General features: G+C 63.8%; 24 protein-coding genes. 17 read left to right on the forward strand and 7 right to left on the reverse strand.

Annotated features, from left to right (window positions below; translation table 11 throughout):
* The first annotated feature begins 30 nt into the window (after positions 1-30).
* Positions 31-612: a hypoxanthine phosphoribosyltransferase gene (gene hpt, locus AC5Y5C_RS06355; RefSeq protein WP_499970136.1), complete on the forward strand. Its 582-nt coding sequence runs from the start codon at positions 31-33 to the stop codon at positions 610-612.
* Between the two features lie 113 nt (positions 613-725).
* On the opposite strand, the gene AC5Y5C_RS06360 is transcribed toward hpt, so the two are convergent.
* From AC5Y5C_RS06360 to AC5Y5C_RS06385, 6 genes are all read right to left on the reverse strand, one after another.
* Positions 726-1,334: an SIMPL domain-containing protein gene (locus tag AC5Y5C_RS06360; RefSeq protein WP_499970137.1), complete on the reverse strand. Its 609-nt coding sequence runs from the start codon at positions 1,332-1,334 to the stop codon at positions 726-728.
* A gap of 3 nt (positions 1,335-1,337) precedes the next feature.
* Positions 1,338-2,087 carry an SIMPL domain-containing protein gene (locus AC5Y5C_RS06365; RefSeq protein ID WP_499970139.1) on the reverse strand — a complete coding sequence of 250 codons (750 nt, stop codon included), beginning with the start codon at positions 2,085-2,087 and terminating at the stop codon, positions 1,338-1,340.
* Positions 2,088-2,111: 24 nt separating this feature from the next.
* Entirely contained in the window at positions 2,112-3,143 is a 1,032-nt protein-coding gene (locus AC5Y5C_RS06370) for a zinc-binding dehydrogenase (protein ID WP_499970141.1), read from the reverse strand.
* The gene (locus AC5Y5C_RS06375; RefSeq protein ID WP_499970143.1) at positions 3,143-4,360 is read right to left on the reverse strand and encodes an LLM class flavin-dependent oxidoreductase; all 1,218 of its coding nucleotides are present in this window, start codon (positions 4,358-4,360) and stop codon (positions 3,143-3,145) included. Before AC5Y5C_RS06375 ends, AC5Y5C_RS06370 begins: the two co-directional genes overlap by 1 nt.
* Complete coding sequence (locus AC5Y5C_RS06380; RefSeq protein ID WP_499970145.1) at positions 4,357-5,322, reverse strand: alpha/beta fold hydrolase; 966 nt, start codon at positions 5,320-5,322, stop codon at positions 4,357-4,359. Before AC5Y5C_RS06380 ends, AC5Y5C_RS06375 begins: the two co-directional genes overlap by 4 nt.
* 254 nt (positions 5,323-5,576) lie before the next feature.
* The gene (locus tag AC5Y5C_RS06385) at positions 5,577-6,395 is read right to left on the reverse strand and encodes a Coq4 family protein (RefSeq protein WP_499970147.1); all 819 of its coding nucleotides are present in this window, start codon (positions 6,393-6,395) and stop codon (positions 5,577-5,579) included.
* A gap of 62 nt (positions 6,396-6,457) precedes the next feature.
* Here AC5Y5C_RS06385 and AC5Y5C_RS06390 point away from each other — a divergent pair, with 62 nt between their 5' ends.
* The gene (locus tag AC5Y5C_RS06390) at positions 6,458-7,120 is read left to right on the forward strand and encodes a helix-turn-helix domain-containing protein (protein WP_499970149.1); all 663 of its coding nucleotides are present in this window, start codon (positions 6,458-6,460) and stop codon (positions 7,118-7,120) included.
* On the opposite strand, the gene AC5Y5C_RS06395 is transcribed toward AC5Y5C_RS06390, so the two are convergent.
* Positions 7,117-8,685, reverse strand: a complete 1,569-nt coding sequence (locus AC5Y5C_RS06395) for a substrate-binding domain-containing protein (RefSeq protein ID WP_499970648.1) — start codon at positions 8,683-8,685, stop codon at positions 7,117-7,119. The two genes, AC5Y5C_RS06390 and AC5Y5C_RS06395, sit on opposite strands and share 4 nt — an antisense overlap.
* Before the next feature lie 205 nt (positions 8,686-8,890).
* On the opposite strand from AC5Y5C_RS06395, the gene AC5Y5C_RS06400 reads away from it, so the two are divergent.
* From AC5Y5C_RS06400 to clpC1, 15 genes are all read left to right on the forward strand, one after another.
* On the forward strand, positions 8,891-9,319 hold the full coding sequence (locus AC5Y5C_RS06400; protein WP_499970650.1) for a hypothetical protein: 429 nt from the start codon (positions 8,891-8,893) through the stop codon (positions 9,317-9,319).
* A 169-nt stretch (positions 9,320-9,488) separates the two neighbouring features.
* Positions 9,489-11,777, forward strand: coding sequence for an ATP-dependent zinc metalloprotease FtsH (gene ftsH, locus AC5Y5C_RS06405; RefSeq protein ID WP_499970152.1), 2,289 nt, complete (start codon positions 9,489-9,491; stop codon positions 11,775-11,777).
* A gap of 1 nt (position 11,778) precedes the next feature.
* Positions 11,779-12,393, forward strand: coding sequence for a GTP cyclohydrolase I FolE (gene folE, locus AC5Y5C_RS06410; RefSeq protein WP_499970154.1), 615 nt, complete (start codon positions 11,779-11,781; stop codon positions 12,391-12,393).
* A 7-nt stretch (positions 12,394-12,400) separates the two neighbouring features.
* The gene (gene folP / locus AC5Y5C_RS06415; protein ID WP_499970156.1) at positions 12,401-13,441 is read left to right on the forward strand and encodes a dihydropteroate synthase; all 1,041 of its coding nucleotides are present in this window, start codon (positions 12,401-12,403) and stop codon (positions 13,439-13,441) included.
* Complete coding sequence (gene folB, locus AC5Y5C_RS06420; RefSeq protein ID WP_499970157.1) at positions 13,438-13,821, forward strand: dihydroneopterin aldolase; 384 nt, start codon at positions 13,438-13,440, stop codon at positions 13,819-13,821. Before folP ends, folB begins: the two co-directional genes overlap by 4 nt.
* Entirely contained in the window at positions 13,821-14,357 is a 537-nt protein-coding gene (folK, locus tag AC5Y5C_RS06425; protein ID WP_499970159.1) for a 2-amino-4-hydroxy-6-hydroxymethyldihydropteridine diphosphokinase, read from the forward strand. Before folB ends, folK begins: the two co-directional genes overlap by 1 nt.
* The gene (locus AC5Y5C_RS06430) at positions 14,357-14,824 is read left to right on the forward strand and encodes a DUF3180 domain-containing protein (RefSeq protein WP_499970161.1); all 468 of its coding nucleotides are present in this window, start codon (positions 14,357-14,359) and stop codon (positions 14,822-14,824) included. Before folK ends, AC5Y5C_RS06430 begins: the two co-directional genes overlap by 1 nt.
* A 70-nt stretch (positions 14,825-14,894) precedes the next feature.
* A complete protein-coding gene (locus AC5Y5C_RS06435; RefSeq protein WP_499970162.1) occupies positions 14,895-16,430 on the forward strand; it encodes a DUF6779 domain-containing protein in 1,536 nt (511 codons plus the stop codon).
* A 154-nt stretch (positions 16,431-16,584) separates the two neighbouring features.
* Positions 16,585-17,550: a Rossmann-like and DUF2520 domain-containing protein gene (locus AC5Y5C_RS06440; RefSeq protein WP_499970164.1), complete on the forward strand. Its 966-nt coding sequence runs from the start codon at positions 16,585-16,587 to the stop codon at positions 17,548-17,550.
* 9 nt (positions 17,551-17,559) lie between these two features.
* Entirely contained in the window at positions 17,560-18,504 is a 945-nt protein-coding gene (gene panC / locus AC5Y5C_RS06445) for a pantoate--beta-alanine ligase (protein WP_499970166.1), read from the forward strand.
* Between the two features lie 12 nt (positions 18,505-18,516).
* Positions 18,517-18,939, forward strand: a complete 423-nt coding sequence (panD, locus tag AC5Y5C_RS06450) for an aspartate 1-decarboxylase (RefSeq protein WP_499970168.1) — start codon at positions 18,517-18,519, stop codon at positions 18,937-18,939.
* 2 nt (positions 18,940-18,941) lie between these two features.
* Positions 18,942-19,757 carry a type III pantothenate kinase gene (locus tag AC5Y5C_RS06455; RefSeq protein ID WP_499970170.1) on the forward strand — a complete coding sequence of 272 codons (816 nt, stop codon included), beginning with the start codon at positions 18,942-18,944 and terminating at the stop codon, positions 19,755-19,757.
* A 63-nt stretch (positions 19,758-19,820) separates the two neighbouring features.
* Positions 19,821-21,323, forward strand: coding sequence for a lysine--tRNA ligase (lysS, locus tag AC5Y5C_RS06460; RefSeq protein WP_499970171.1), 1,503 nt, complete (start codon positions 19,821-19,823; stop codon positions 21,321-21,323).
* A 162-nt stretch (positions 21,324-21,485) separates the two neighbouring features.
* Positions 21,486-21,830, forward strand: coding sequence for a histone-like nucleoid-structuring protein Lsr2 (lsr2, locus tag AC5Y5C_RS06465; RefSeq protein WP_078300490.1), 345 nt, complete (start codon positions 21,486-21,488; stop codon positions 21,828-21,830).
* A gap of 350 nt (positions 21,831-22,180) precedes the next feature.
* On the forward strand, positions 22,181-24,715 hold the full coding sequence (gene clpC1 / locus AC5Y5C_RS06470; RefSeq protein ID WP_499970173.1) for an ATP-dependent protease ATP-binding subunit ClpC: 2,535 nt from the start codon (positions 22,181-22,183) through the stop codon (positions 24,713-24,715).
* Positions 24,716-24,733: the final 18 nt, after the last annotated feature.

Genomic DNA, 24,733 nt, shown 5'->3' on the forward strand with positions numbered 1-24,733 from the left:
GCTACTGCCCTCCATGGCACGCTGTCGGTCGTGACCTGCGAACAGGATCAGGCATGTGGCGAGCAATATTGCGGCGACGTGAAGTCGGTGCTCCTCACTGAGGAGCAGATTCGCGCCAAGACTCAGGAGCTTGGCGCCGCTATCGGCGAGAAGTATCGCGACATCGATGGTGACCTGCTGCTCGTGACCGTGCTCAAGGGTGCCGTCATGTTCGTGTCGGATTTGGCCCGGGCCATCCCGATCCCGACCCAGATGGAGTTCATGGCCGTCAGCTCCTACGGCTCGGCAACGTCGTCCTCCGGCGTGGTGCGGATCCTGAAAGACCTCGATCGGGACATCCAAGACCTGGACGTCCTGATTGTTGAGGACATCATCGATTCGGGACTCACTCTGAGCTGGCTCATGCGCAACCTCGCCTCGCGGGGGCCGCGCTCGCTCAATGTGGTCTCGCTACTGCGTAAGCCCGAGGCCAAGAAGGTCGATGTCGACGTGGCCCTCGTCGGCTTCGAGATCCCCAACGAATTCGTGGTCGGTTACGGGCTGGATTACGGCGAGCGCTATCGCGACCTGCCCTTTATCGGCACGCTGCACCCGCGCGTCTACACCGACTGACTGTCGGGCGGTCTTCGCGCGGGCGCTCATTAACTGAAGGTCTTCGCGCGGGCGCTCATCGACTGAAGGTCTTCGCGCGGGCGCTCATCGACTGAAGGTCTTCGCGCGGGCGCTCATCCCAGCTCCCACGTCACGGTGATCTCGGCGCTGACAGTCTGCTGCCCCGCTTCTACCGGCGGCCCACCCGAGGCCCGCAGCATCGCGAACTCGGCGCGCGGGGAAGGATTCGAGCGGCCGCCGGTCTCGTCGATGCGCAGGACCTTTCCGAGAGCGCCACCGGAGAGGGTGGCGTACTGCTGAGCCCGCGCCTTGGCATCGGCGAATGCCCGCTCGCGCGCCTGTGTGGACAGATCGGTGCTGTCCTGCAGATCGAAACTGACCCCGGAGAGCTGTGCGGCTTCGCCTCCCGCGGTGACCGCCTTGTCCAGAACGTCGGACACCTTCGATAGTTCGCGGACAGTGATCCGTACCGAGTTGTCGGCGGAATACCCGGTGATCCGGTTGCCGTCGAACTGCGGGTGCACCGACATCCAGGCAGTCCGGACATCCTCGGCCGCCACCCCCGAGTCGAGCACCGCATCGATCACCGCGCGGGCCTTGGCCTTCACCTCGGCCATCACCCCGGCGATATGCCGTGAACGCACCGAAACGCCGACGGTGGCCATGAACACGTCGGGACTCCCGCTGGCCTCGCCACGGCCGACAACCGTGATGTCACCCATGGTCTAGTTCAGCTCCCAGATGACGCTCACTTCGAATGTCACCGTCTGCTGTCCGGGTTCCAGCGGGGGCGCGAAGGAGGCGTCCGCCTGCATGGGTGCCCGCTTGCCCATCATCGGCGCCGGGGGAGGCACCGAACCGTGTGACTCGTCGATCCGCAGCACCTTGCCCAGCGTGGAGCCGGAGAGGTCGGCGTACTGCTCGGCACGGGCCTTGGCGTCGTTGAAGGCACGCTCCCGCGCACCCTTCACCAGGTCGGCGTCGTTGTCGAGATCGAAGCTGACCCCGGAGAGCCGCGCCGCGTCGCCACCGGCCTGCACGGCCTTGTCGAGTACTTCGGAGGCTTTCTTGAGATCGCGGATGTTGATGCGCACAGAATTGGTGGCGTTGTACCCGGTAATACGCGCGGGCCCGCCCTGCGGGTACGTCTGTTCCGGCTGGATGGACAGCTCATTGGTCTGGACGTCCTCGCGGGCCACCCCTGCCCCGACAACGGCGTCGATGACGGCCTGGGCCTTCTGACTGGCCTGAGATAGCGCGCCGGAGACATCCTTGGCGGTCACCGACACGCCCACATCGGCGCGCAGGACATCGGGTGCGCCCTTGACCTCGCCCTTGCCGACGACGGTCACATTCCGTGTGGACTCGGTGCTGCCGGTCGAATCGTCACCGCAGCCGGCCAGGAGCATGGCCATCGCCGCTGCCGCAGCCGCCGCGGTTGTCCGGGTCAGTGCTTTCCGTCTTAGTACCCGCATGTCACGTCCTGTCCTCCCCAACTTTTACGGCACCACCAAAATCTTGCAATGGTGCCCCGGATTGCCGAGATCGGCAAAAGCTGCCCCGACGTCTTCAAGACCTACCTCACCTGTGACAAGGTGCGCAACATCGATCTCGCCGTGTGCGATTCGCCGTAGCGTTTCGGAGAACTCCGCGGGGTCGTAGGCGAGCACGAATTGGAGCGCAACTTCCTTGGCGATCCCGAAGTACGGCGTGATGGCATCGGGCTCCATACAGACGCCGACCACGACCACCCGCGAGCTGTGCGGTGCGCCTCGCAGCACGTCGTTCAGGATGCCCGGCACCCCGACGGCCTCGAAGATCACCGGCGCGCCCTTGCCGACCCGGGACCAGGCCTCGAAGGTGGGTTCGGTGCTGGGGTCGACTACTTCGTGTGCCCCCATGAGCCGGGCCAGATCGCGGCGGGCGGGGGAGAAGTCTGCGGCGACTATCGGCTCGATGCCTAAGTTGTGCAGGGCAGCTATCACCGCTATTCCGACGGGGCCGCATCCGATGACGATCGCTCCGGTGCCCGGCTGGATGGTCGATTTGTTGACGGCGTGCAGGCCGACCGCCATCGGTTCGGTCAGCGCCGCATGTCTGGGGTCGAGGCCGTTGGGGATGGGCAGCAGCAGCGGTGCGCTCAGTAGCATCTGCTCGGCGTAGCCGCCGAGTGTGCTATTGCTATAGACGATCGGATTGATTCCGTTGGTGGACAATAGGATCGGAATCGAAGTGACGGCGGTCCCGGAGGCCGGAGCCTGCGTCCCCGGCCCCGCCTCGATTACTTCCGCCGCGAACTCGTGCCCCATGAACACGTCGGCCCCGAGGTCGACGCCGTCGGTCAGGCTGGGCATACCCGCCATCTGCTTGGACAGTTCGATGGCCCGGGCCCCGTGCTTTGCGAAATGCAGGTCGGATCCGCAAATTCCGCATGCGGAGACCTTGACGAGCACCTGGCCCTCTCCGGGCACCGGGTCGGCAACATCGTCCCGGTAAACCATCGCACCGTTGCGCAGCACCGATGCCCGCATTAGATCGAGTCCTTCACTGAGTTATCTGTTTTGCGCGCGAGCCGCTCATCACTGACGTGCTCACCGATCGCCTTGGCGACGGCCTCACCGGCACGGCCCAGTAGCTCGCCCCGCTTGGCCTGCGCCCAATCGTGGGAGATCTTGGCGGCGGTGAGTTGGCCACTGAAATGTGGAACCACCTTGCGGGCAAACAGATCATAGGACTTGAACGTCGCCTCCGGCGAGGCCCAGTCGTGCCCGAGCATCAGAAAGGTGCCGAATCCACCAGATTTGTCGAGCAGGTCCTGGATGTAGTCGATGGCATCATCGGGAGTCCCGATGCAGCAGTTGCCTTCGTCCACATAGGCCTTGACGAATTCGTGCGGGTCCTGCGGTGCGCCGTCTACTTCGTTGGCAAGGGGTAGTACCCCCACCGCACCGAAATAGTGTGCGTAGTCCGGCAGCCCGTATGTGCAATCCGCGATGGCCTGCCCACGGGTCTCGGCTAGGTGCACGATGCCGAGAACCCGCCACGCCGACCGATCCGGTTCGGGATGGCCGTGGACCGCCGCCTGCTCACGGACCACCTCCCACGCGTTTTCCAGCGCTGCGAATCCGCCGGGGATAGACGCCGACAAGGACAGCAGACCCGCGCCGAGTTTCCCGGCCAGCCGGGGACCCGACGGGGAAAACATGGCTGCGGTAAGGATTTCCGGGTAGGGGTGGGTATAAGGGCGTAGTTGCAACTGCGCGTCCCGCAGAGTGAACCAGGATGTTTCGCGGCTGATGCGTTCCTCCGGTGCCGCGCGCAGCAGTGCCATGATCGCTTCCAGCGACTCCTCCTGCATCTGTCGCTGATCCACCGGGTCGATGCCCATCATGTATGCGTCGGTCGGCAGCGCGCCCGGCCCGGTGCCGAAGATGACGCGGCCTCGAGTGATGTGGTCCAACAGAATCCAGCGATCCAACACCATCAACGGATGGTGATAAGGCAGCGATACTACCCCGGTGCCCAGTCTGATGTGCTTGGTGCGCTCGGCTGCGGTGGCGATAAAGACCTCCGGACAGGAGATCAATTCGTAGCCACCGGAGTGATGCTCACCGAACCATGCCTCGTCATAGCCCAGGCGGTCCAGCGCCACGACTCGGTCCAGGTCGTACTCCAGTGCGGTGGTGGGATTTTGGCCGACTGGGTGGAACGGCGTGATGAAGGCGCCAAAGCGCAGCGGGGTGTTCATCGTGCAATCTTGTTCAGGAATCCCAACAGTGCGGCATTGACCTCGTCCGGCCGCTCCTGCTGAATCCAGTGTCCGGCACCCTCGATCAGGATGTCACCCCGATTATCGGTACGGTACTTCGCACTCCCCGAATGGTCGGTGAAACCGAGGACGGGGTCGTTCGCACCGGCGACGAATAGGGACGGCACAACGACATTCACTCCAGCCAGCCGTTCGGTAAGTGCCCAGTTGCGGTCGAAGTTCCGGTACCAGTTGAGTCCGCCGGTGAATCCCGTGCGGGTGAATTCCGCGATGTAGTGGTCCAATTCGGTCTGACTCAGCCATTCGGGAAGCTCGCCGGGATCGGTCATGCGCTCGATGAACCCCGCCGGGCCCGGTGCGATCATCTTCGCACCGTCGATGCGGGCCATTCCGGCCAGCATGCGGCGCATCGTAGCTGTCGGATTCCGGTTGAGGTCGGCATCGGCGACCCCGGGTTCCTGGAAGTACAGGATGTAGAAGAAGTTGTCGCCGAACAACTTTTTCCAAGCCTGCGTGGGGGCCACTTGGCTGCGTCGGGTGAACGGGACGGAAAGACCGACGACACCCTCGACGCGCTCGGGCACGGCGAGCGCGGTATGCCAGGTGACGACGGCGCCCCAATCGTGCCCGACGAATGTCGCCTTGCCGGCACCCACCTCGTCCAGGATGCCCAGCAGATCATCGGATAGTGCTTCGATGTTGTAGTCATCGATATGCGCGGGCGCGCTCGACCTGCCGTAACCACGCTGATCAGGCGCGATGACGTGATACCCGGCGGCGGCGAGCGCCGGAATCTGGTGGCGCCAGGAATATGCCAGCTCGGGGAAGCCATGGGCCAGAACGACTACCGGCTGGCCGGGTTCACCAGCCTCGACGATGCGCAGGTGCACGCCGTTTGTGGCGATGTCGCGTTCCCGGATATCCACAGCGGCATCGGTCATGAGCGCATTCTCACCTTCTGAGGGCGGCCAACAGCGTTGTGACTGCCACTAAACCACAACGCACAATCGCCGACCAGGGATGCCGATTATCGGTTGCACGGGATCGATGGCGTTCGCACCAGGCTCGGCCACGTTGCGTGCGTAGGTGTTCAAAATATGAGACGTTGCAGCGATCTTGTCAACGATTCTAGAATTTCCCATCCATCCCGCGGCTCGATCCGCGTGTGATAGCCAACGAGACGCTCGGTGACCTTTCAGGCTGCGATGGGGCCCGCAGCGAGAATGCGCTCATAGTTCCACGGTGTTGGGGGTTTGATGGATGGAGGCGTCCACGTCGTCACCCATCTGCCCTGGGGGTGGGCCACCTCGGCCGGTGACACGCCCAGAATGTCCTGGACCTCGTGGTAGGGCCGTTCGAGCAGCTCTTCCCAAGGGGCTGCCATTAACAGATCCGCGCGACGGCCGCGCTCCACCGCCTGGCGGTAGTAGCGGAGTTTGAACGGCGCCGATGCGCCGGGCAGGGCGAGTGCTCCGAACATGCCGAACTTCTCCAGCGGTCCGGCGGGTTCCATTTGTCCGCAATGGAATCCGATGTTGGCCATCTCGCCGGCGATGTCCGGGCCGTAGCCGCCGATGGTGTGAAACATGTCGTGGAGGGCGGTGCCTCTCATGATCATGTAGTAAAAGTCCTCGTCCCAATTGTTCTTCTCGGCGATCGGCCTGATGATGTTGGATTCGCCGAACACGCCTGCGTCGAGCTTGTTGGTGTTCAGGAACGATAGGTACGCGTGCCCTAGGCTGCCGAATGGCAGCGAGTCCAAATACTCGACGTCGTTGAGCACGGCGAGTAGGTCTGGTTTGTGCTTGAACAGGTTTCGGCCGTTCGGATGGGCCCGCACCTGGTAGTAGGCACGTGCAAAGACGGGCGCTTCCATCCCGAGGAAGGCCTCATAGATATCGCCGTGGTACTTGGCGTTGATCAGCATGCGCCAGGCCTTCAGCCAGGGAGTCCACGTTGCGCGGGCTGGTACGACACCGCCGGGATTAGAGTATTTGGCCAGGTTGTTCAGCATACGAATGATAATAGGCAGATATAACAAAGTGTCAATATATTGCACGAGGAGGCGGCTAGGGGATGGCTCGCAAGAGTGAGGGCGAGGGCAAGACTCCCCGTGGACGCGGCCGGCCACCGGGGGGCGGAAACACCGCCCAGCAGGCGCAGGCCCAGCTTCTTGATGCCGCGGAGCGGTTATTCATCGAGCGTGGGTATGGCGCGTCCACGATGGAGGCCATCGCGCGGGAAGCCGGATACAGCCGAGCGGTGGTGTATCGACATTTCCGAAACCGGGACGACCTGATGGACGCCCTGGTGGTCCGCGCGACGATGGGCGAGATCACGAAGATGATCGGCCGCCTGATCGTTCTGAAAGACCTTGCCGAGATCATTCCCGAGTCGATGGTGATCGTGTCGGTGGAGGTGGGTGCCAATCCGCTGCTGCGGGTGCTCGCGGACCGCGACGATCACGGCACGGTCGCATCATTAATTGTCAACGCCCCTAATCTCATTGACTTGCTCACATCCATGTATGCGGGGGTCTTCAGTACCCGGATGTCTGAGGTGCGCACGGGCGTTCGGCCCGAGGATGCGGCGCGTTACGTGCTGTCCGTCGCGTTGTCCCTGCTGCTCGGTCTGATCCCGGGTACCGACAACCCTGAGCAAGTTCGGCGCTACGTCCGGGTTTTTGTGTTGCCCACGTTGCTTGCGAACCCGCCGGAGCCGGAGGCCGTCTTCGTTTAGTGTGCGGCGGCCCGAGCCCGGATGAGATCGGTGACGATGTTGGGGATCTCGTCGGCACTACGCGCGACTCGGCTGGCTCCGCCCGGTGTGGCCTCCGAAATCTGTTTGAGGACATCGGCATCCGCGTCCTCGGTGATGCCGAGGGTGATGAGCACCACGGGGCGCGCCGGGTCTTGTTCCTTTTTTAAGGTGGCAAGCAGCCGATCCAGGAAAATGCCGTTCGCGTCCTCGTTCGCGCCATCGGTGATGATTACCACGCTGTTGATGAAGTAGGGGTCGTATGTGGACTGCACCGTGTGAAACGCGGCGAGAGTGGTGTCGTACAAGCCTGTTCCACCTCCGACGAGGGCATCCAGTCCGCGGCCGTCATCGAGGAGGAGTTGGCGCTGGGTCTTGTCGCCCACCTTCGCGCTGAGCATGCGAAGCGGCTGCAGCTCTCTCCAGTCCTGGCCCGGCCCGCCCTTGTCGATCGAGAACACCCACAAACCGATCTGAGCGTTCTCCGGGAAGAGGGGCAGCCCGTTGTCGATCGCCTGACTCAGCAATGCCACGCGTGACACCGGCCCCGCGGGAAAACGCATGGATCCCGAGACATCGAGTACCGCGAGCATCCGGGAAGGCAAGGCCAGCACCGCATATCGGCGCATCGCGGTGTCAAACGCGGTCAGATCGTTCACCGTGAGTGTCTCCACCGTCCCCACACCCTTGCCGTCCAGCGGCGCGAAGTCCGGCCCTCGGAATCCGGCGCTCATCAACGCATCTGCACCATTGCTACCGGAAAGGCGTTCGGCGAGCGCTTCTCCGGACTGTTTGGCCTTGGCATGCCGATCGTTGGCCGATTCGGTGACGGCTATCGGATAGTTCAGGGTCGGTGTGCCGGTGGCCGGGACAACGGCGGTGAGCAACGCGCCCGGGTGCTTGGAGTTGTATTCGAGCAGCTGCTGTTCGGTGGATATCGCCAGGCCGCCACTCTTGGCCACCTCGCCGAGACGTTCCTCGGCGCTGCTCTGCCGGGTGTTCGTCAGCTGTGCCTGCGCGATCGGGACGAGCGCCGCGGTGATGACGTTGGAATCGCTCTTTCCCTGTTCGGCTTCGGCAAGCGCCCCCAGCACCGGACCCGCCGCCACGGTGTCTTCCAGCGGATTGCCGATCCGCAGCCCGGGCTGTTTCAACACGCTCAACCACGAATCGAACGTCGGCGCCTCACCTTGTTTGGCGACCACCACCACGGGGGTCCTGGCCACGGACTGACTGGCCGAATCCAGTGGCGACCCGGTGGTGCGCATCTGCTTCACCAGCCAGATAGAGGAATCGGGGAGCCACAATGCGGGCGCGCCGCCGGGCTTGCCGATTGTCGCGGCCGTCGCCGCGGAGGCCTTCGCGTCCACGGTGATTTTTGTGCAACCGAGGTCCTTGGCGCTCGCACCGTCAGCGGCCTTCGCGATGACCGGAGCGATGGCCGGGTCGGCAGCGACGGTGAAGGTGTCGACATCTCCGCACCGGCCGACCAGCTTCGTGAAGGCGAACACCCCGAGCCCGCTGAGCAGGATCGCTATGACCGCCAGCGCAATCCACTTGGGCACACTCGAACCACCCGAACGCTGTCTTCTGCGATTGCGTTCACTGTGGCGACCAGGCATGACTGGACCTCTTCGTTCTCGGCCGCACGCAGACCCGGTGCCCGCGTTCGTGAGGCTGGGCGATAGTACCGTGAACAAGATCACTGACTGGAGGGCTGAGCAGGCGGTTGACGGTCGTCAAAGGGGAATCATGCGGGCATTGGCGGGGCTGGTGTTGTGTGCGCTATTAGCTGGGTGTTCGTTGTTCACATTCGGGGATGAGAAGGCCGAGGTGCCTATCGCGCAGGCCGAAGCGTTCGGGCGGATCGACCTCCCGCAGGGGGTTCAGGTTCTCAAGGTGTTGAGAACGCATTTCCAGGACACCCTCTACGAGGTGGCGTTGCGAGCCACCGCGCGGGACGTGGAGACGATGCTGCGGAACTCGAAGTTCACCGAGCCATTCCGGCTGGTACCGGATCCCTCTGCGCTGACCGTCATCGCAGGTCCCTCGATGTCGGGGGCCACAAACGTCAAGGAAGCTCAGGACCATGTCGAGAAGCCCTGGGTATACCGCCATATCGTTCAGGACATCAGGTCGCCCGACGAGGTTTACCTGCACGTGAAGCTCTTCAATACCTGACCGCGCGCGAAGCCCGGGGACTACCTCGTTCACCCTGGGCGTAGTGCACGCCACAGATGCGAACATGCAGGTGAGGTAGCCTGAGAGTTCTTGATGAATACCTATATGGCTTCCTATGGCCGCCCCATGACGACGGAAGGACCGGGCCGCTGACCGCGGCCGACGCTGTATGAACCGGACAAACGTGTTTCGCACCCTGGGCGTCATCGTGGTGGTGCTGCTGCTGGGGTGGTCGTTCTTCTACTTCGGCGACGACACCCGCGGTTACAAACCCGTAGACACCACGGTCGCGATCAAGCAGATCGACACCGACAACGTCAAGAGCGCCCGCATCGACGACCGCGAGCAGCAGCTGCGCCTGGACCTCAAAGCCGGGAACGGGGATACCGAAAGCAAGGACAAGGTCATCACCAAGTACCCGACCGGGTACGGAGTGCCGCTGCTGGAGAAGTTGAACGGCAAGGGTGCGACGGTCAGCACAACGGTGAACCAGGGCAGCATCCTGGGATCGCTGCTGCTGTACCTGCTGCCGGTGATCCTGCTTGTGGTGCTGTTCTTCGCGTTCAGTCGCATGCAGTCCGGCGGCCGCGGTATGGGCTTCGGTTTCGGTAAATCACGTGCCAAGCAATTGTCCAAAGACATGCCGAAGACCACCTTTGCCGATGTGGCCGGGGTAGATGAGGCCGTCGAAGAGCTCTACGAGATCAAGGATTTCCTGCAGAATCCGTCGCGCTACCAGGCGCTTGGCGCCAAAATCCCGCGTGGTGTGCTGCTCTACGGGCCGCCTGGTACCGGTAAGACGCTGCTGGCCCGCGCGGTCGCCGGCGAGGCCGGCGTGCCGTTCTTCACCATCTCCGGTTCGGATTTCGTGGAAATGTTTGTGGGCGTTGGTGCTTCGCGTGTGCGTGACCTGTTTGAGCAGGCCAAGCAGAACAGCCCCTGCATCATCTTCGTCGACGAGATCGACGCCGTTGGTCGCCAGCGTGGTGCCGGTTTGGGGGGCGGGCACGACGAGCGCGAGCAGACGCTGAACCAGCTGCTGGTCGAGATGGACGGCTTCGGCGACCGACAGGGCGTCATCCTCATCGCGGCCACCAACCGCCCTGACATTCTCGATCCGGCGCTGCTGCGCCCCGGTCGCTTCGATCGGCAGATCCCCGTGTCGAGCCCCGATCTGGCCGGGCGCAAGGCCGTGCTCAAGGTCCACTCGGCCGGCAAGCCGTTCGGCCCCGATGTGGACTTCGACGGGTTGGCCAAGCGCACTGTGGGCATGTCCGGTGCCGACCTCGCCAACGTCATCAACGAGGCCGCGTTGCTTACCGCGCGTGAGAACGGCACCGTCATCACGGCAGCCGCGCTGGAAGAGTCCGTGGACCGGGTCGTCGGTGGGCCGCGCCGCAAGGGCCGCATCATCAGTGAACACGAAAAGAAGATCACCGCCTATCACGAGGCCGGGCATACCCTGGCCGCCTGGGCGATGCCCGACATCGAACGCGTGTACAAGGTCACCATCCTGGCGCGCGGTCGCACCGGTGGTCACGCCATCGCAGTACCCGAGGACGACAAGGGTCTGGCCACGAGGTCCGAGATGATCGCGCAACTGGTATTCGCCATGGGTGGTCGCGCCGCCGAGGAACTCGTGTTCCGTGAGCCGACCACCGGCGCGGTGTCCGATATCGAGCAGGCGACCAAGAAGGCCCGCGCCATGGTCACCGAGTTCGGCATGAGCGCCAAGCTCGGTGCCGTGCGATACGGCACCGAACACGGTGATCCGTTCCTGGGGCGCACCATGGGCACCCAACCCGACTACTCGCACGAGGTTGCCCGCGAAATCGATGAGGAGGTGCGCAATCTGATCGAGGCGGCGCACACCGAGGCGTGGGCCATCCTCACCGAGTACCGGGATGTGCTGGATACATTGGCCGGTGAGCTGCTTGAGAAGGAGACGGTGGTCCGCAAGGAACTCGAGGAGATTTTCAAGGACGTCCAGCGCCGTCCACGGCTGAAGATGTTCGACGACTTCGGAGGCCGGATTCCGTCCGACAAGCCCCCCATCAAGACCCCGGGTGAGCTTGCCATCGAACGCGGCGAACCCTGGCCGCCCCCGGTCCCGGAGCCTGCGTTCAAGAAGGCCATCGCCGAGCAGGCGGCCGCCGACGCACCCGCAAACGGAGCACCGGTCGGGCCGAATGGACCCGTACCGAATGGTCAAGGCGGCCAGCCTGTTCCAGCGGGAACCCATCCTGGTCAGGCTCCGGGCGCCAACTACGGCGCTCCCGCGGGCTGGTACGCACCAGGCTGGCCGCCCCAGGGGCAGCCGCCGTACCCACCGCCTGGGTATCCGCCGCAGGGCCACGCCCAGTACCCGCCGCACGTCCCGCAGCCTTACCCGTATCCGGTGCCAACTCCTCAGCAGCCGGCACCGGCCCCGGATGAGGGCAGCGAGAGCAAGAGCTGACATGAACTCGCCCGAGACGGCCGAGTACAACGGCCATCCGACCGGCCACGTCTTCGACCAGGCACGTGCCGAGGCCGCAGTCCGCGAACTGCTCTATGCCGTTGGTGAAGACCCGGACCGAAATGGGCTGGTGGACACCCCCGCTCGCGTGGCGCGGGCGTACCGAGAGATATTCGCCGGTCTGTACACCGATCCGGACACGGTGCTTAACACCACCTTCGATGAACAGCACGACGAACTGGTGCTGGTGAAATCGATACCGATGTACTCGACATGCGAACATCACCTGGTGTCGTTTCACGGTGTCGCACACGTCGGATACATCCCCGGCGAGCACGGCCGAGTCACCGGACTGTCGAAAATTGCTCGTCTGGTTGACCTTTACGCGAAGCGGCCGCAGGTGCAGGAGCGGCTGACCGCGCAGATCGCCGACGCGTTGGTGCGCAAGCTGGAGCCGCGCGGTGTGATCGTTGTGGTAGAGGCCGAGCATCTGTGCATGGCCATGCGGGGTGTGCGCAAGCCGGGGGCGACGACCACCACCTCCGCCGTACGAGGCCAGTTCAAACGTGACGCTGCCTCGCGGGCCGAGGTTCTCGACTTGATGATGAGGGCATGATCGGGACGTGACGGATACTCCCGCACTGACTCATATCCTGGGAGTCGTTAATGTGACCGACGACTCCTTCTCTGACGGTGGGCAATTCATCAGACAGTCGGACGCGGTGGCGCACGGATTGGCGCTTGCCTCCGCCGGCGCGGATATTATCGATGTGGGTGGGCAGTCGACGCGTCCGGGCGCAACGCAAATCAGGCAGAAAATCGAAATGCAACGGGTCATCCCGGTGATTAAAGAGCTTGCCAGCCATGGGATTAACGTAAGCGTCGACACCATGCGCGCGGAGGTCGCGGCCGCCGCGGTCGAGTCGGGCGCGAACATGGTCAACGATGTCTCGGGCGGCCGGGCAGATCCGGAGATGGCCCCGCTGATGGCGAAGCTGGGTCTGCCGTGGATTCTGATGCATTGGCGCTCAAAGAACTTCATACACACGCCCACTGCCAGAAACTACGGCGATGTGGTCACTGATGTCTCGCGTGAGCTCATGGAGTCGGTGGAGGTTGCGCTCAACGCCGGGGTCTCGCAGGACAAGCTCATCCTTGACCCGGGACTCGGTTTCGCCAAGACCGCGCACCATAATTGGCTACTACTGCAAGCGATTCCGGACCTACAGGAGCTGGGCTACCCGATACTCATCGGCGCCTCCAGGAAACGATTCCTGGGATCGTTGCTTACCGACCTCAAGGGTGTGGAACGGCCGGCAGACGGGCGTGAAACCGCCACCGCCGTGATCACCGCGCTCGGCGCGCTCCATGAGGTGTGGGGTGTGCGTGTCCATGACGTCACGGCGTCCATGGATGCGCTCAAGGTGGTGCGCGCGTGGGAGACCGGCGGTATCGAGAGCATCGAAGAGGACGAGGAAGAGGGCCAACAGCAGTCGCAGGTCCGGCACCCCGAGCCGGAGCCCGCACCCGCCGTCGATATGTCTCAGGACGAGGTGACCACGGAGGTGACCGTGCGGACCGTGCGACCCGAACCCACTAAGACCGCGGGTGGCAGGTGGCGTCGCGAGGTCGCGCAGCGCGGGGCCAAGGGCGACAAGAAATGACCGACCGCATCGAGCTACGGGGCCTCAAAGTCTTTGGATATCACGGGGTTTTCGAGCATGAGCGTCGTGACGGCCAGGATTTTTCGGTGGACGTCACCGTCTGGCTGGACCTTGATACCGCGGCAGCGACGGATCAGCTGGCCGACACACTCGACTACGGAGAGTTGGCTCAGCGAGCCGCCGCGATCGTATCCGGCCCCCCACGCAACCTCATCGAATCGGTCGCGGGCGCGATCGCCGATGACGTGATGACCGATTCCAGGGTTCATGCGGTCGAGGTGGCGGTTCACAAGCCCGACGCGCCGATTCCCTTGACGTTCAGCGATGTCGCGGTGGTGGCCCGCCGTTCCCGGAGATCTAGGCCCGGGGGATCGTCGTAATGACCCGCGCGGTGCTGTCCATCGGATCCAATCTCGGTGACAGGCTTACGCACCTGCAATCGGTCGTCGACGCGCTGGGTGCGGATGTGGTCGGGATATCACCGGTGTATCAGACTGTTCCGTGGGGACCGGTTCCGCAGTCCGACTTCCTCAACGCCGTCGTCATCGCGCAGGGGCGTGAGCCCTGGGAGTGGCTCACGGTGGCGCATCGCCTTGAGCAGTCCAGGGAGCGAGTGCGCGGCGAACGCTGGGGTCCGCGGACTCTCGATGTCGACGTGATCAGCTGCAGGCAAGGTCTCGATGACACCGCAGCCACCACCGAGGTACTTTCCGATGACGCTGAATTGACACTGCCTCATCCGCGCGCACACCAGCGCGCCTTCGTGCTGGTCCCGTGGCTCGCGCTCGAACCGGAGGCGGTCCTGACCGTCGAGGGACAGCTCCGCCCGGTGGCCGAGCTGGTGGCCGGTCTCGCCGCGGCCGAACGTGACGGTGTACTGCGCGTGGACGACACCCTGATCGGTCCGGTGACGTAGTGGGGCCCACCCGGATCCGCGATCTACTGATCGCGGGCGCCGTGACGGCGATCCTCGGCTTCTTCTTCGTCTCGGCGTCCTATGGGTCCCTGCCACCGATTCCTTTGCTCGCCGGTGTTTCACTGCTGGTGCTCGCGATCGCAGAAGGCGGCTGGGCGTTCTACATCCGTGACAAGGTGACCGACGGGGAGATCGGGTCCGGTACGGGGCGTTTGCCGGCGCTTCTGGTGGCGCGTTCGGTGGTGGTCGCGAAGGCGTCGGCGTGGCTTGGCACACTCATGACCGGCTGGTGGCTGGCGATGCTCGTCTACATCCTCCCGCGGCGCGCGCAGCTGGCCGCGGCTGTGGCCGACACACTGGGCGTGCTGATCGCGACCGGTTGTGCGCTGGCGCTCGTGGTCGCCGGGCTATGGCTTCAGCATTGCTGTAAGTCGCCGCCCGAGCCGCCCGCGACTCCCACCCAGTAGCACTCGCGCATGTCGAATCGCCGATTCGAGGTCGGCCAGCACACTGCACTGTCCGGGTACAGTCACCCCCATGACGATTCCCACCCGAGCGGCGAAGCCGCGGCGTGGCAGTCGGCGCCCCGGGTGGGCGTTGCTGACCGCGTTGCTGGTGCTGGCGATCGGCTCTGGGATTGCCCTGGTTTTCACCGATAAGGCCATCTATTTGCGCGTCGGTTTGTTGCTGGCGCTATGGGCCGCCGTCATCGCGTCTTTCGCCGCGCTGACCTACCGCAGGCAGAGCGACACCGATCAAGCGAAGGTGCGCGACCAGAAGCTCGTCTATGACCTGCAGCTGGAACGGGAGATTTCGGCGCGACGAGAGTACGAATTGACGGTCGAGAGCAGATTGCGTCAGCAGCTGGCGGGGGAGATCGAGGCGACGGCCGCCGACGAGATCGCAACGCTGCGCGCCGAGCTCTCCGCGCTGCGCACCAACCTGGAGATCCTCTTCAACACCGAGCTGAGTGACCGGCCCGCCATCGAACACGATCCGATTCGCGCGTTGGGACCTTGGCCTGGAGCTGAGCCCGAGCCCGCCCCGAACGCAGGTGCGCCGGCGACCGCGTTCGCCCGTTCCGTCCGCGAGCCGCAGCCCGCGCCCGCCGCGGAGTATCAGGACGTCACCGCGGTCGAGGAGGACAGTCGGACATCGGAGTACCCGATCATCGATGTTGCTGAGGATCCGCACCATGTCGATGAGGACGAGGCACCTGCCACGCCGCCTTATCCGGCACCTCCGTACTACGGGGCCGCTCAACCCCACGAGCCCGAGCCGTATCAGCAGCCAGTGTCGTCCGGGACGCATTGGCGTCCGCAGCCCGAACCGCGCGTGGTCCAGCCCCCGATGCCAGAGCGTGAACCCGAGATCCCGGCCCCAGCGGCCTCGGAATCTGCCCAGCCACCGTATTGGGCTGCCAGGCAAGAGGATTGGGATGCCGCGGCTGACGGCGAAGATTGGGATCCAACGCCCCAGCCGATGGCGCCGCCCGAGCAGCCCGCCCCTCAACCGGCGTGGAACGCGCCCGTTCCGGACTGGAATGCGGCCCCGCCGCCACCTCCGAGCGCCTGGGCTCCGGCACCTGCCGAAGGCCAGTGGCTGCCTCCTGGAACCTCCGGAAGTAATTGGGCCTCCAACGAACCGGCACCGTCTCCAACCCCGTACCAAGCGGAACCAACCGCAGGGCGTCACTCGGGATCTCCGTCACGGCACCAGGCGCCGACTGCGCCAGAGACGGCCGGCGGGGGGCATTGGGCACCCGCGCCGTCCTATCCGCCGCCTCCGCCGGCCCCTGAACGGCCGAGCCATCCCGAGAGCTCGGGAGGCCACCGTGCGCCGGAGCCCGGCGAGACCCGCGGACGACGCCGAGCCCCGGAACCCGAGGAGCCCGGCGAGACCCGCGGACGACGTCGGGCTCCAGAACCCGAGGAGTCCGACGAGACCCGAGGTCGGCGTCGTGTCGAGGAAACGGGGGGCTTCTCGGTTGCCGATCTACTGGGGCGTCTCCAGCGCGATCCCGCCGAGTCCTCGGAGTCCGGTGGCGGCGGTCGCCGGCGTCGCGAGGACTGACATCGTCCGATTTCGTCATCGTGCGCCAAAGTGAGCAATCTAACGGCCCATGCCCCTGCCGATAGCGCTGCGGTGGGATTACCCTGCTGATGACCGTCCGGTACCTGCCAGGCAGGACTGGAACGTATCTAGTCTGCGAGGTGTGTCCTTCAGCATGTCTGAGGCTTTCAATGTCGATAGCCACGCGGATAGCCCAGCCGATGGGCCATTTGACGGCTTGCGGCCTGCGCGTCTGGCCGTCGGGATAATCTCCGCCGGTCGAGTCGGTACGGCGATAGGTGTCGCGCTGGAAGCGGCGGGTCATTTCGTCGTCGCATGCAGCGCGGTCTCTGATGCCTCGCGGCGACGTGCCGAAGAACGCCTTCCGGAAAGTCAGGTCCTGCCCGCCCAAGAGGTCGCTCCACGCGCGGAACTGTTGATTCTCGCGGTGCCGGATCGTGAGCTGGCGCCGCTGGTATCGGGGCTTGCCGCCACCGGTTCGGTACGGCCGGGAACGATCGTGGTGCACACGTCAGGTGCCAACGGCATCGCGATCTTGGAGCCATTGACTGCCCTCGGCTGCATTCCGCTGGCCATCCATCCCGCCATGACCTTCGTCGGCGGTGACGAGGATATGGAAAGACTTCCCAACTCCTGCTTTGGGATTACCGCAGCCGATGAGACTGGATACGCCATCGGCACGGCACTGGTGCTGGAGATCGGTGGCGAACCGGTGCGCGTGCGCGAGGACGCCCGCACCCTGTATCACGCGGCGCTGGCGCATGGCAGCAACCATGTTGTGACGCTGGTGCTGGATGCGGTTGAGGCGCTGCGCTCGGCGCTTTGGGGGCAGGAACTGTTGGGGCAAGAGACCATTGGTGACGGACCGGGCGGACTGCCTGAACGGGTACTCGCACCTTTGGTACGTGCCGCCGTCAACAATGCGCTGGACCGCGGGCAGGCCGCTCTAACGGGTCCGGTGGCGCGGGGAGACGGGGCCACCATAGGGCGCCACCTCGACGCACTCGCCGAGACCGATCCGGCGCTGGCCGAGGCGTATCGCGCCGATGCTCGCCGTACCGCGCAGCGCGCACACGCACCTCAATCGGTTTTCGCCGCACTGGAACCCCGGACTAGGTAAGGCTGTTTGATGACGAGTTTGTATGGGCCGAAGGGGCCGAAGGGCTATCTCAGTGGAGAACTCACCGTTCACCACGATCCGGACACGATGTATGACGTGTCGAAGGCATTGCGGCATACCGGTCGACGGGTCATGTTGGTACCGACCATGGGGGCGCTGCATGAAGGCCATCTGACACTGGTGCGGCACGCCCGCAAGGTGCCCGGCGCTGTAGTCGTGGTGTCGATCTTCGTCAACCCCTTGCAGTTTGGCGCTGGCGAGGACCTCGATGCCTATCCGCGCACACTGGAATCGGATGTCGAGAAGTTGCGTGGCGAGGGTGTCGAGCTGGTATTCGCTCCGAGTGCCGAGGCGATGTATCCCAATGGTCAGCGCACCACCATCCAGCCCGGACCGCTCGGTGCCGATCTTGAGGGTGCTTCGCGTCCAACTCATTTCGCCGGGATGCTGACGGTAGTGCTCAAACTGCTGCAGATCGTGGCACCTGACCAGGCGTACTTCGGTGAGAAGGATTACCAACAGTTGGTGCTCATCCGTCAGATGGTCGCCGATCTCAATATCAAGACTCGCATCGTTCCGATACCGATCGTCCGTGAGGCCGACGGACTGGCGATGTCCTCACGGAATGTCTACCTGAGCCACGAGCACCGGGAGCAGGCCGGCGCATTGTCTGCCGCTCTGCTTGCCGGAATCTACTCGGCCTCGGCGGGTCCGGAAGCGGCTCTAGACGCCGCCCGTGCGGTACTCGATGAGGTGCCTGCCATCGAGGTGGACTACCTCGAGGTGCGCGGCGCCGATCTCGGTCCGACCCCGGCGCATGGCCCGGGCCGCATGTTGGTGGCGGCCAAGTTGGGTAACACCCGGCTTTTGGACAACGTTCCCGTGGAATTAGGCGGCGGAATCGGCTCCTCTGGGCCCGCAGACCCCGATCACGCACTACCCTGGCGAAACTGACTGGAGAACCTGATGTTCCGGACAATGATGAAATCAAAGATCCATCGTGCGACCGTGACGCATGCCGATCTGCACTACGTCGGCTCGGTCACCATTGACCCCGAGCTGATGGAGGCCGCGGACCTGCTGGAGGGGGAGCAGGTCACCATCGTCGATATCAATAACGGTGCGCGGCTTGAGACCTATGCGATCACGGGCACGCGCGGTAGCGGGGTCATCGGAATCAACGGCGCTGCAGCACATCTGGTGCATCCCGGGGATCTGGTGATCCTCATCGCTTACGGTGTGATGAGCGATGAGGAGGCTCGTGCCTTCACACCGCGTGTGGTCTTTGTCGACTCGGACAACAAGCAGGTTGAGCTGGGCGAGCATTCCGGCGATCCGGCGTACGTGCCCGAGAACTTTGGCCTGGTATCGCCGCGCGGACTGGTATAGCCGTGCTGCTGGCCATCGACGTACGTAATACGCACACCGTTCTGGGGCTGATCGCGGGCGCCGGCGAGCATGCCAAAGTTGTTCAGCACTGGCGGATTCGCACGGAAACCGAGATAACCGCCGATGAGCTGGCTCTCACCATCGATGGACTTATCGGCGACGACAGCGAGACGCTGACCGGGGTTGCGGCCCTGTCCACCGTGCCATCTGTGCTGCACGAAATGCGGGGCATGTTCGATCAGTATTGGTCGGCTGTTCCACAGGTCCTCATCGAGCCCGGCGTCCGCACCGGCCTCCCGCTGCTTGTCGACAACCCGAAAGAAGTCGGCGCCGACCGGATTGTGAATTGTCTTGCCGCACACAGCCGATTCGGTTCGGCATGCATCGTGGTGGATTTCGGGTCTTCGATTTGTGTGGATGTGGTGTCGGCCAAGGGCGAGTTCCTGGGGGGTGCGATAGCCCCGGGTGTGCAGGTGTCCTCCGATGCCGCTGCTGCCCGCAGCGCCGCTCTGCGACGGGTGGAGCTGACCCGGCCCCGCTCGGTCGTCGGCAAGAACACGGTCGAGTGCATGCAATCGGGGGCGGTTTTCGGATTCGCCGGGCTGGTGGACGGGCTGGTGGAGCGCGTGCGTCGCGATATCGACGGCTTCAGTGGCGCCGGTGCCACGGTGGTGGCCACTGGACACACGGCTCCGTTGATCCTTCCCGAGACCCACACCGTCGACCGCTACGAGGAACACCTCACCCTCGACGGCCTGCGGCTGGTGTACGAACGCAACCGGGCTGACCAGCGCGGTAAGGCCCGCGCGGCCAAATAGATACCCACACGTCGGAATCGGCAGCGCAGTCGGAGCCAAGCACTACCGCTAAGCTGCCGAGACGTGACTGATCCTGACGCGCAGACCAGCTTGCCGGAACAATTTCGCATCCGGCAGGCCAAGCGCGAGAAGTTGCTCGCCGAGGGTATCCAGCCGTATCCGGTAGAGGTGCCGCGAACGCACAGCCTCAAGCAGATTCGCGATGCTTACGTGGATCTGGAGACGGACACCAGCACGGGTGACCAGGTGGGTGTTTCGGGCCGTGTCATCTTCTCTCGTAACACCGGCAAGCTCTGTTTCGCGACGCTGCAGGAGGGCGACGGCACCTCATTGCAGGTGATGATCAGCCTCGCCGGCGTCGGCGAACAGGCGCTCGCCGACTGGAAGACCGATGTGGACCTTGGTGACATCGTCTTCGTACGGGGAGAGGTCATCAGCTCGCGTCGGGGTGAGCTGAGTGTTCTGGCGGACGGCTGGTTGATGTCCTCCAAGTCCCTGCGTCCGCTGCCCGTTGCTCATAAGGAGATGTCCGAAGAGACCAGAGTGCGCCAGCGATACGTGGACCTCATCGTGCGGCCGGAGGCGCGCCAGATTGCGCGGCAGCGGGTCGCGGTGATGCGCGCTATTCGTGATGCTCTGCACCGGCGCGGATTCCTGGAGTTGGAGACGCCGATCTTGCAGACCCTCGCCGGAGGCGCTGCGGCCCGCCCGTTCATTACGCATTCCAACTCGCTCGATATCGACCTGTATCTGCGTATTGCGCCGGAACTTTTCCTGAAAAGAGCTCTTGTCGGCGGCTTTGACAAGATTTTCGAGCTTAACCGAGTTTTCCGAAATGAAGGGTCGGATTCGACGCATTCTCCCGAATTCGTGATGCTGGAAACATATGAGACGTACGGCACATACGACACCGCCGCAACAATGATCCGTGAGCTCATCCAGGAGGTAGCGGACGATGCAATGGGTACCAGGCAGGTGATGTTGCCCGACGGATCGGCCTACGACTTGGACGGCGAGTGGACGACGATGGAAATGTATCCGTCGTTGTCGGATGCTCTTGGCGAGGAGATCACACCCGATACTCCGATTGCCACGCTATGGAAGATCGCCGATCGGGTGGGCGCAGAGATTCCTACCGACCGCGGTTACGGTCACGGAAAACTCGTCGAAGAACTCTGGGAACACCAGGTCGGTGACAAAATGTACGCGCCGACGTTTGTTAGGGATTTCCCGGTCGAGACATCCCCGCTGACTCGTCAGCACAGGAGCATCGCGGGCGTGACCGAGAAGTGGGATTTATACGTTCGGGGCTTTGAATTGGCGACCGGTTACTCGGAACTGATTGACCCGGTGATCCAGCGCGAAAGGTTTGTTGACCAGGCACGACTGGCTGCCGCCGGCGATGATGAGGCAATGATTCTTGATGAGGATTTCCTCGGCGCGATGGAGCACGCGATGCCGCCCGCAGCGGGAACCGGGATGGGTATCGACCGCTTGTTGATGGCGCTTACCGGACTGGGAATTCGCGAGACGATCTTGTTTCCGATTGTCAGACCTACGCTTTGATCTACGCGTTCGAATTTTGTCTCACTTTTCAACTATGAGTGTAGTCAATCGCTTGCCTTGAGCGGAACACGCGCAGCCTTGCGCGTATGTTGAACTTTGCGGCAATCCGTGGCATGTTTGAGGCGGACCAACGGGGGTTCCGGTTTTGGAAGGACAAAGGGAATGGCTAAGAAGGTCACGGTCACGCTTGTCGACGACGTCGATGGCGAAGCGCCTGCCGACGAGACCGTTGAATTCGGTATTGACGGCGTGACTTATGAGATCGACCTTTCTTCTAAGAATGCGGAGAAGCTGCGCAATCAGCTCTCTACTTGGGTCGAGCATGCTCGACGTGTCAGCGGGCGTCGTCGTGGGCGGGGGAGCTCAGGAACAGGCCGCGGGCGCGCGAGCATCGATCGCGAGCAGAGCGCGGCGATCCGGGAGTGGGCACGCAAGAACGGTCACAATGTGTCGTCACGTGGTCGCATTCCTGCCGAAGTTGTCGACGCGTTCAACGCAGCCAACTAAGACTGCCAACTAAGACTGCCAACGGGCACGTCCTGCCGGGAATTTCGCTTAGGGCGAATCCGGGCCAAAATCGGAAACGTTTTCACCGTATCTGGCGTTGTTCGGTTGCCTAACAAGCACCGCCGGGTGCGGTGATTCGCATATTTGGGGACGGTTCCGCCGGGTTCCGTGAGTTCCTCTGAGTACCTTCAGGGGCCATCTCCTGGTATGCGAGCACCGCACCGACTACGGCTGACCACTAGAGTGGCGATTAGGTCCTAGTGCCAGCGGAGATGAGCCGTTTGGGGGGAGCCCCGAGCGGCAGGATGAACCGCTTGCGCAAAGGCCGGACGAGGAAGCGAGGGAGACCGATGTTCGAGAGATTTACTGACCGCGCGAGGCGGGTGGTTGTGCTGGCCCAAGAAGAGGCCCGCATGCTCAACCACAACTACATCGGCACCGAGCACATCCTGCTGGGTCTGATTCACGAGGGCGAGGGCGTTGCCGCCAAGTCGCTGGAGTCACTGGGCATTTCCCTGGAGGGGGTGCGCAGCCAGGTCGAGGAGATCATCGGCCAAGGGCAGCAGGCACCGTCCGGACACATTCCCTTCACTCCCCGCGCCAAAAAGGTGCTGGAGCTGAGCTTGCGCGAGGCGCTGCAGCTCGGCCACAACTACATCGGCACCGAGCACATCCTGCTGGGTCTCATCCGTGAGGGTGAAGGCGTCGCAGCTCAGGTGCTCGTCAAGCTGGGCGCCGAGCTGACCCGGGTGCGCCAGCAGGTCATTCAGCTGCTGAGCGGCTACCAGGGTAAGGAGACTGCGGAGTCCGGTACTGGGGGCCGTGGTGGCGAGGCCGGCACACCTTCCACGTCGCTGGTCCTCGACCAGTTCGGACGCAATCTGACCGCTGCCGCCATGGAAGGCAAGCTCGACCCGGTCATCGGCCGCGAGAAGGAAATCGAGCGGGTCATGCAGGTGCTGAGCCGCCGCACCAAGAACAACCCGGTGCTGATCGGCGAGCCCGGTGTCGGTAAGACCGCCGTCGTCGAGGGCCTGGCGCAGGCCATCGTGCACGGCGAGGTGCCCGAGACCCTGAAGAACAAGCAGCTGTACACCTTGGACCTCGGGTCCCTCGTGGCCGGCAGCCGCTACCGCGGTGACTTCGAGGAACGCCTGAAGAAGGTGCTCAAGGAGATCAACACCCGCGGCGACATCATCCTGTTCATCGACGAACTGCACACGCTGGTCGGTGCGGGCGCGGCCGAGGGCGCAATCGACGCGGCCTCCATCCTCAAACCCAAGCTGGCCCGCGGCGAGCTGCAGACGATCGGTGCTACCACTCTCGACGAGTACCGCAAGTACATCGAGAAGGATGCCGCCCTGGAGCGTCGTTTCCAGCCGGTGCAGGTGGGCGAGCCGACCGTCGAGCACACCATTGAGATCCTCAAGGGTCTGCGCGACCGCTACGAAGCACACCACCGGGTGTCCATCACCGATGGTGCGCTGGTTGCGGCGGCCACCCTGGCCGACCGGTACATCAACGACCGGTTCTTGCCGGACAAGGCGATCGACCTGATCGATGAGGCGGGCGCCCGCATGCGCATCCGCCGGATGACCGCTCCACCAGACCTGCGCGAGTTCGACGAGAAGATCGCCGATGCGCGCCGGGAGAAGGAATCGGCCATCGACGCTCAGGACTTCGAGAAGGCAGCGCGGCTGCGCGACTCCGAGAAGCAGCTGGTCGGTCAGCGGGCAGATCGTGAAAAGCAGTGGCGTTCAGGTGATCTGGACGTGGTCGCTGAGGTTGACGATGAGCAGATCGCCGAGGTGCTGGGCAACTGGACTGGTATCCCCGTGTTCAAGCTGACCGAGGAAGAAACCACTCGGCTGCTGCGCATGGAAGACGAGCTGCATAAGCGGATCATCGGGCAGGAGGACGCCGTCAAGGCCGTCTCGAAGGCCATCCGCCGCACTCGTGCCGGTCTGAAGGACCCACGGCGCCCCTCGGGTTCGTTCATCTTCGCCGGACCGTCGGGTGTCGGTAAGACCGAGCTGTCCAAGGCGCTGGCCAACTTCCTGTTCGGCGACGACGACGCGCTCATCCAGATCGACATGGGCGAGTTCCACGACCGCTTCACCGCTTCACGGCTGTTCGGTGCTCCTCCGGGATACGTCGGATACGAGGAGGGCGGTCAGCTCACCGAGAAGGTGCGTCGCAAGCCGTTCAGCGTCGTGTTGTTCGACGAGATCGAGAAGGCTCACCAGGAGATCTACAACACCCTGTTGCAGGTCCTCGAGGATGGTCGTCTCACCGATGGCCAGGGTCGAACGGTCGATTTCAAGAACACGGTGCTGATCTTCACCTCGAACTTGGGCACTTCGGACATTTCGAAGGCCGTTGGCCTCGGGTTCTCCGAGGGCGGCGGCGGCTCGAACTACGAGCGGATGAAGCAGAAGGTCAACGACGAGCTGAAGAAGCATTTCCGGCCCGAGTTCCTGAACCGCATCGATGACATCATCGTCTTCGAGCAGCTGACTCAGGAGCAGATCATCGAGATGGTCGACCTGATGATCGGACGGGTGGGCAAGCAGCTCAAGGTCAAGGACATGGCGATGGAGCTCAGCGACAAGGCCAAGTCGTTGCTCGCCAAGCGTGGGTTCGACCCGGTGTTGGGTGCGCGGCCGTTGCGACGGACCATCCAGCGCGAGATCGAGGACACCCTCTCGGAGAAGATTCTCTTCAACGAGATCGGTCCCGGCGAGCTGGTCACGGTCGACGTCGAGGGCTGGGACGGCGAAGGCGCCGGCGAGGACGCGAAGTTCACGTTCGTCGGCCGTCCGAAGCCCGCTCTGGTCACCGGTGAGGAGCCGGCCGCCGACCTGGCGGCCTCCGCCTCGGAGTAGACAACCCAAAAACGCCGA

The organism is Mycobacterium sp. NGS15, from assembly GCF_059813245.1.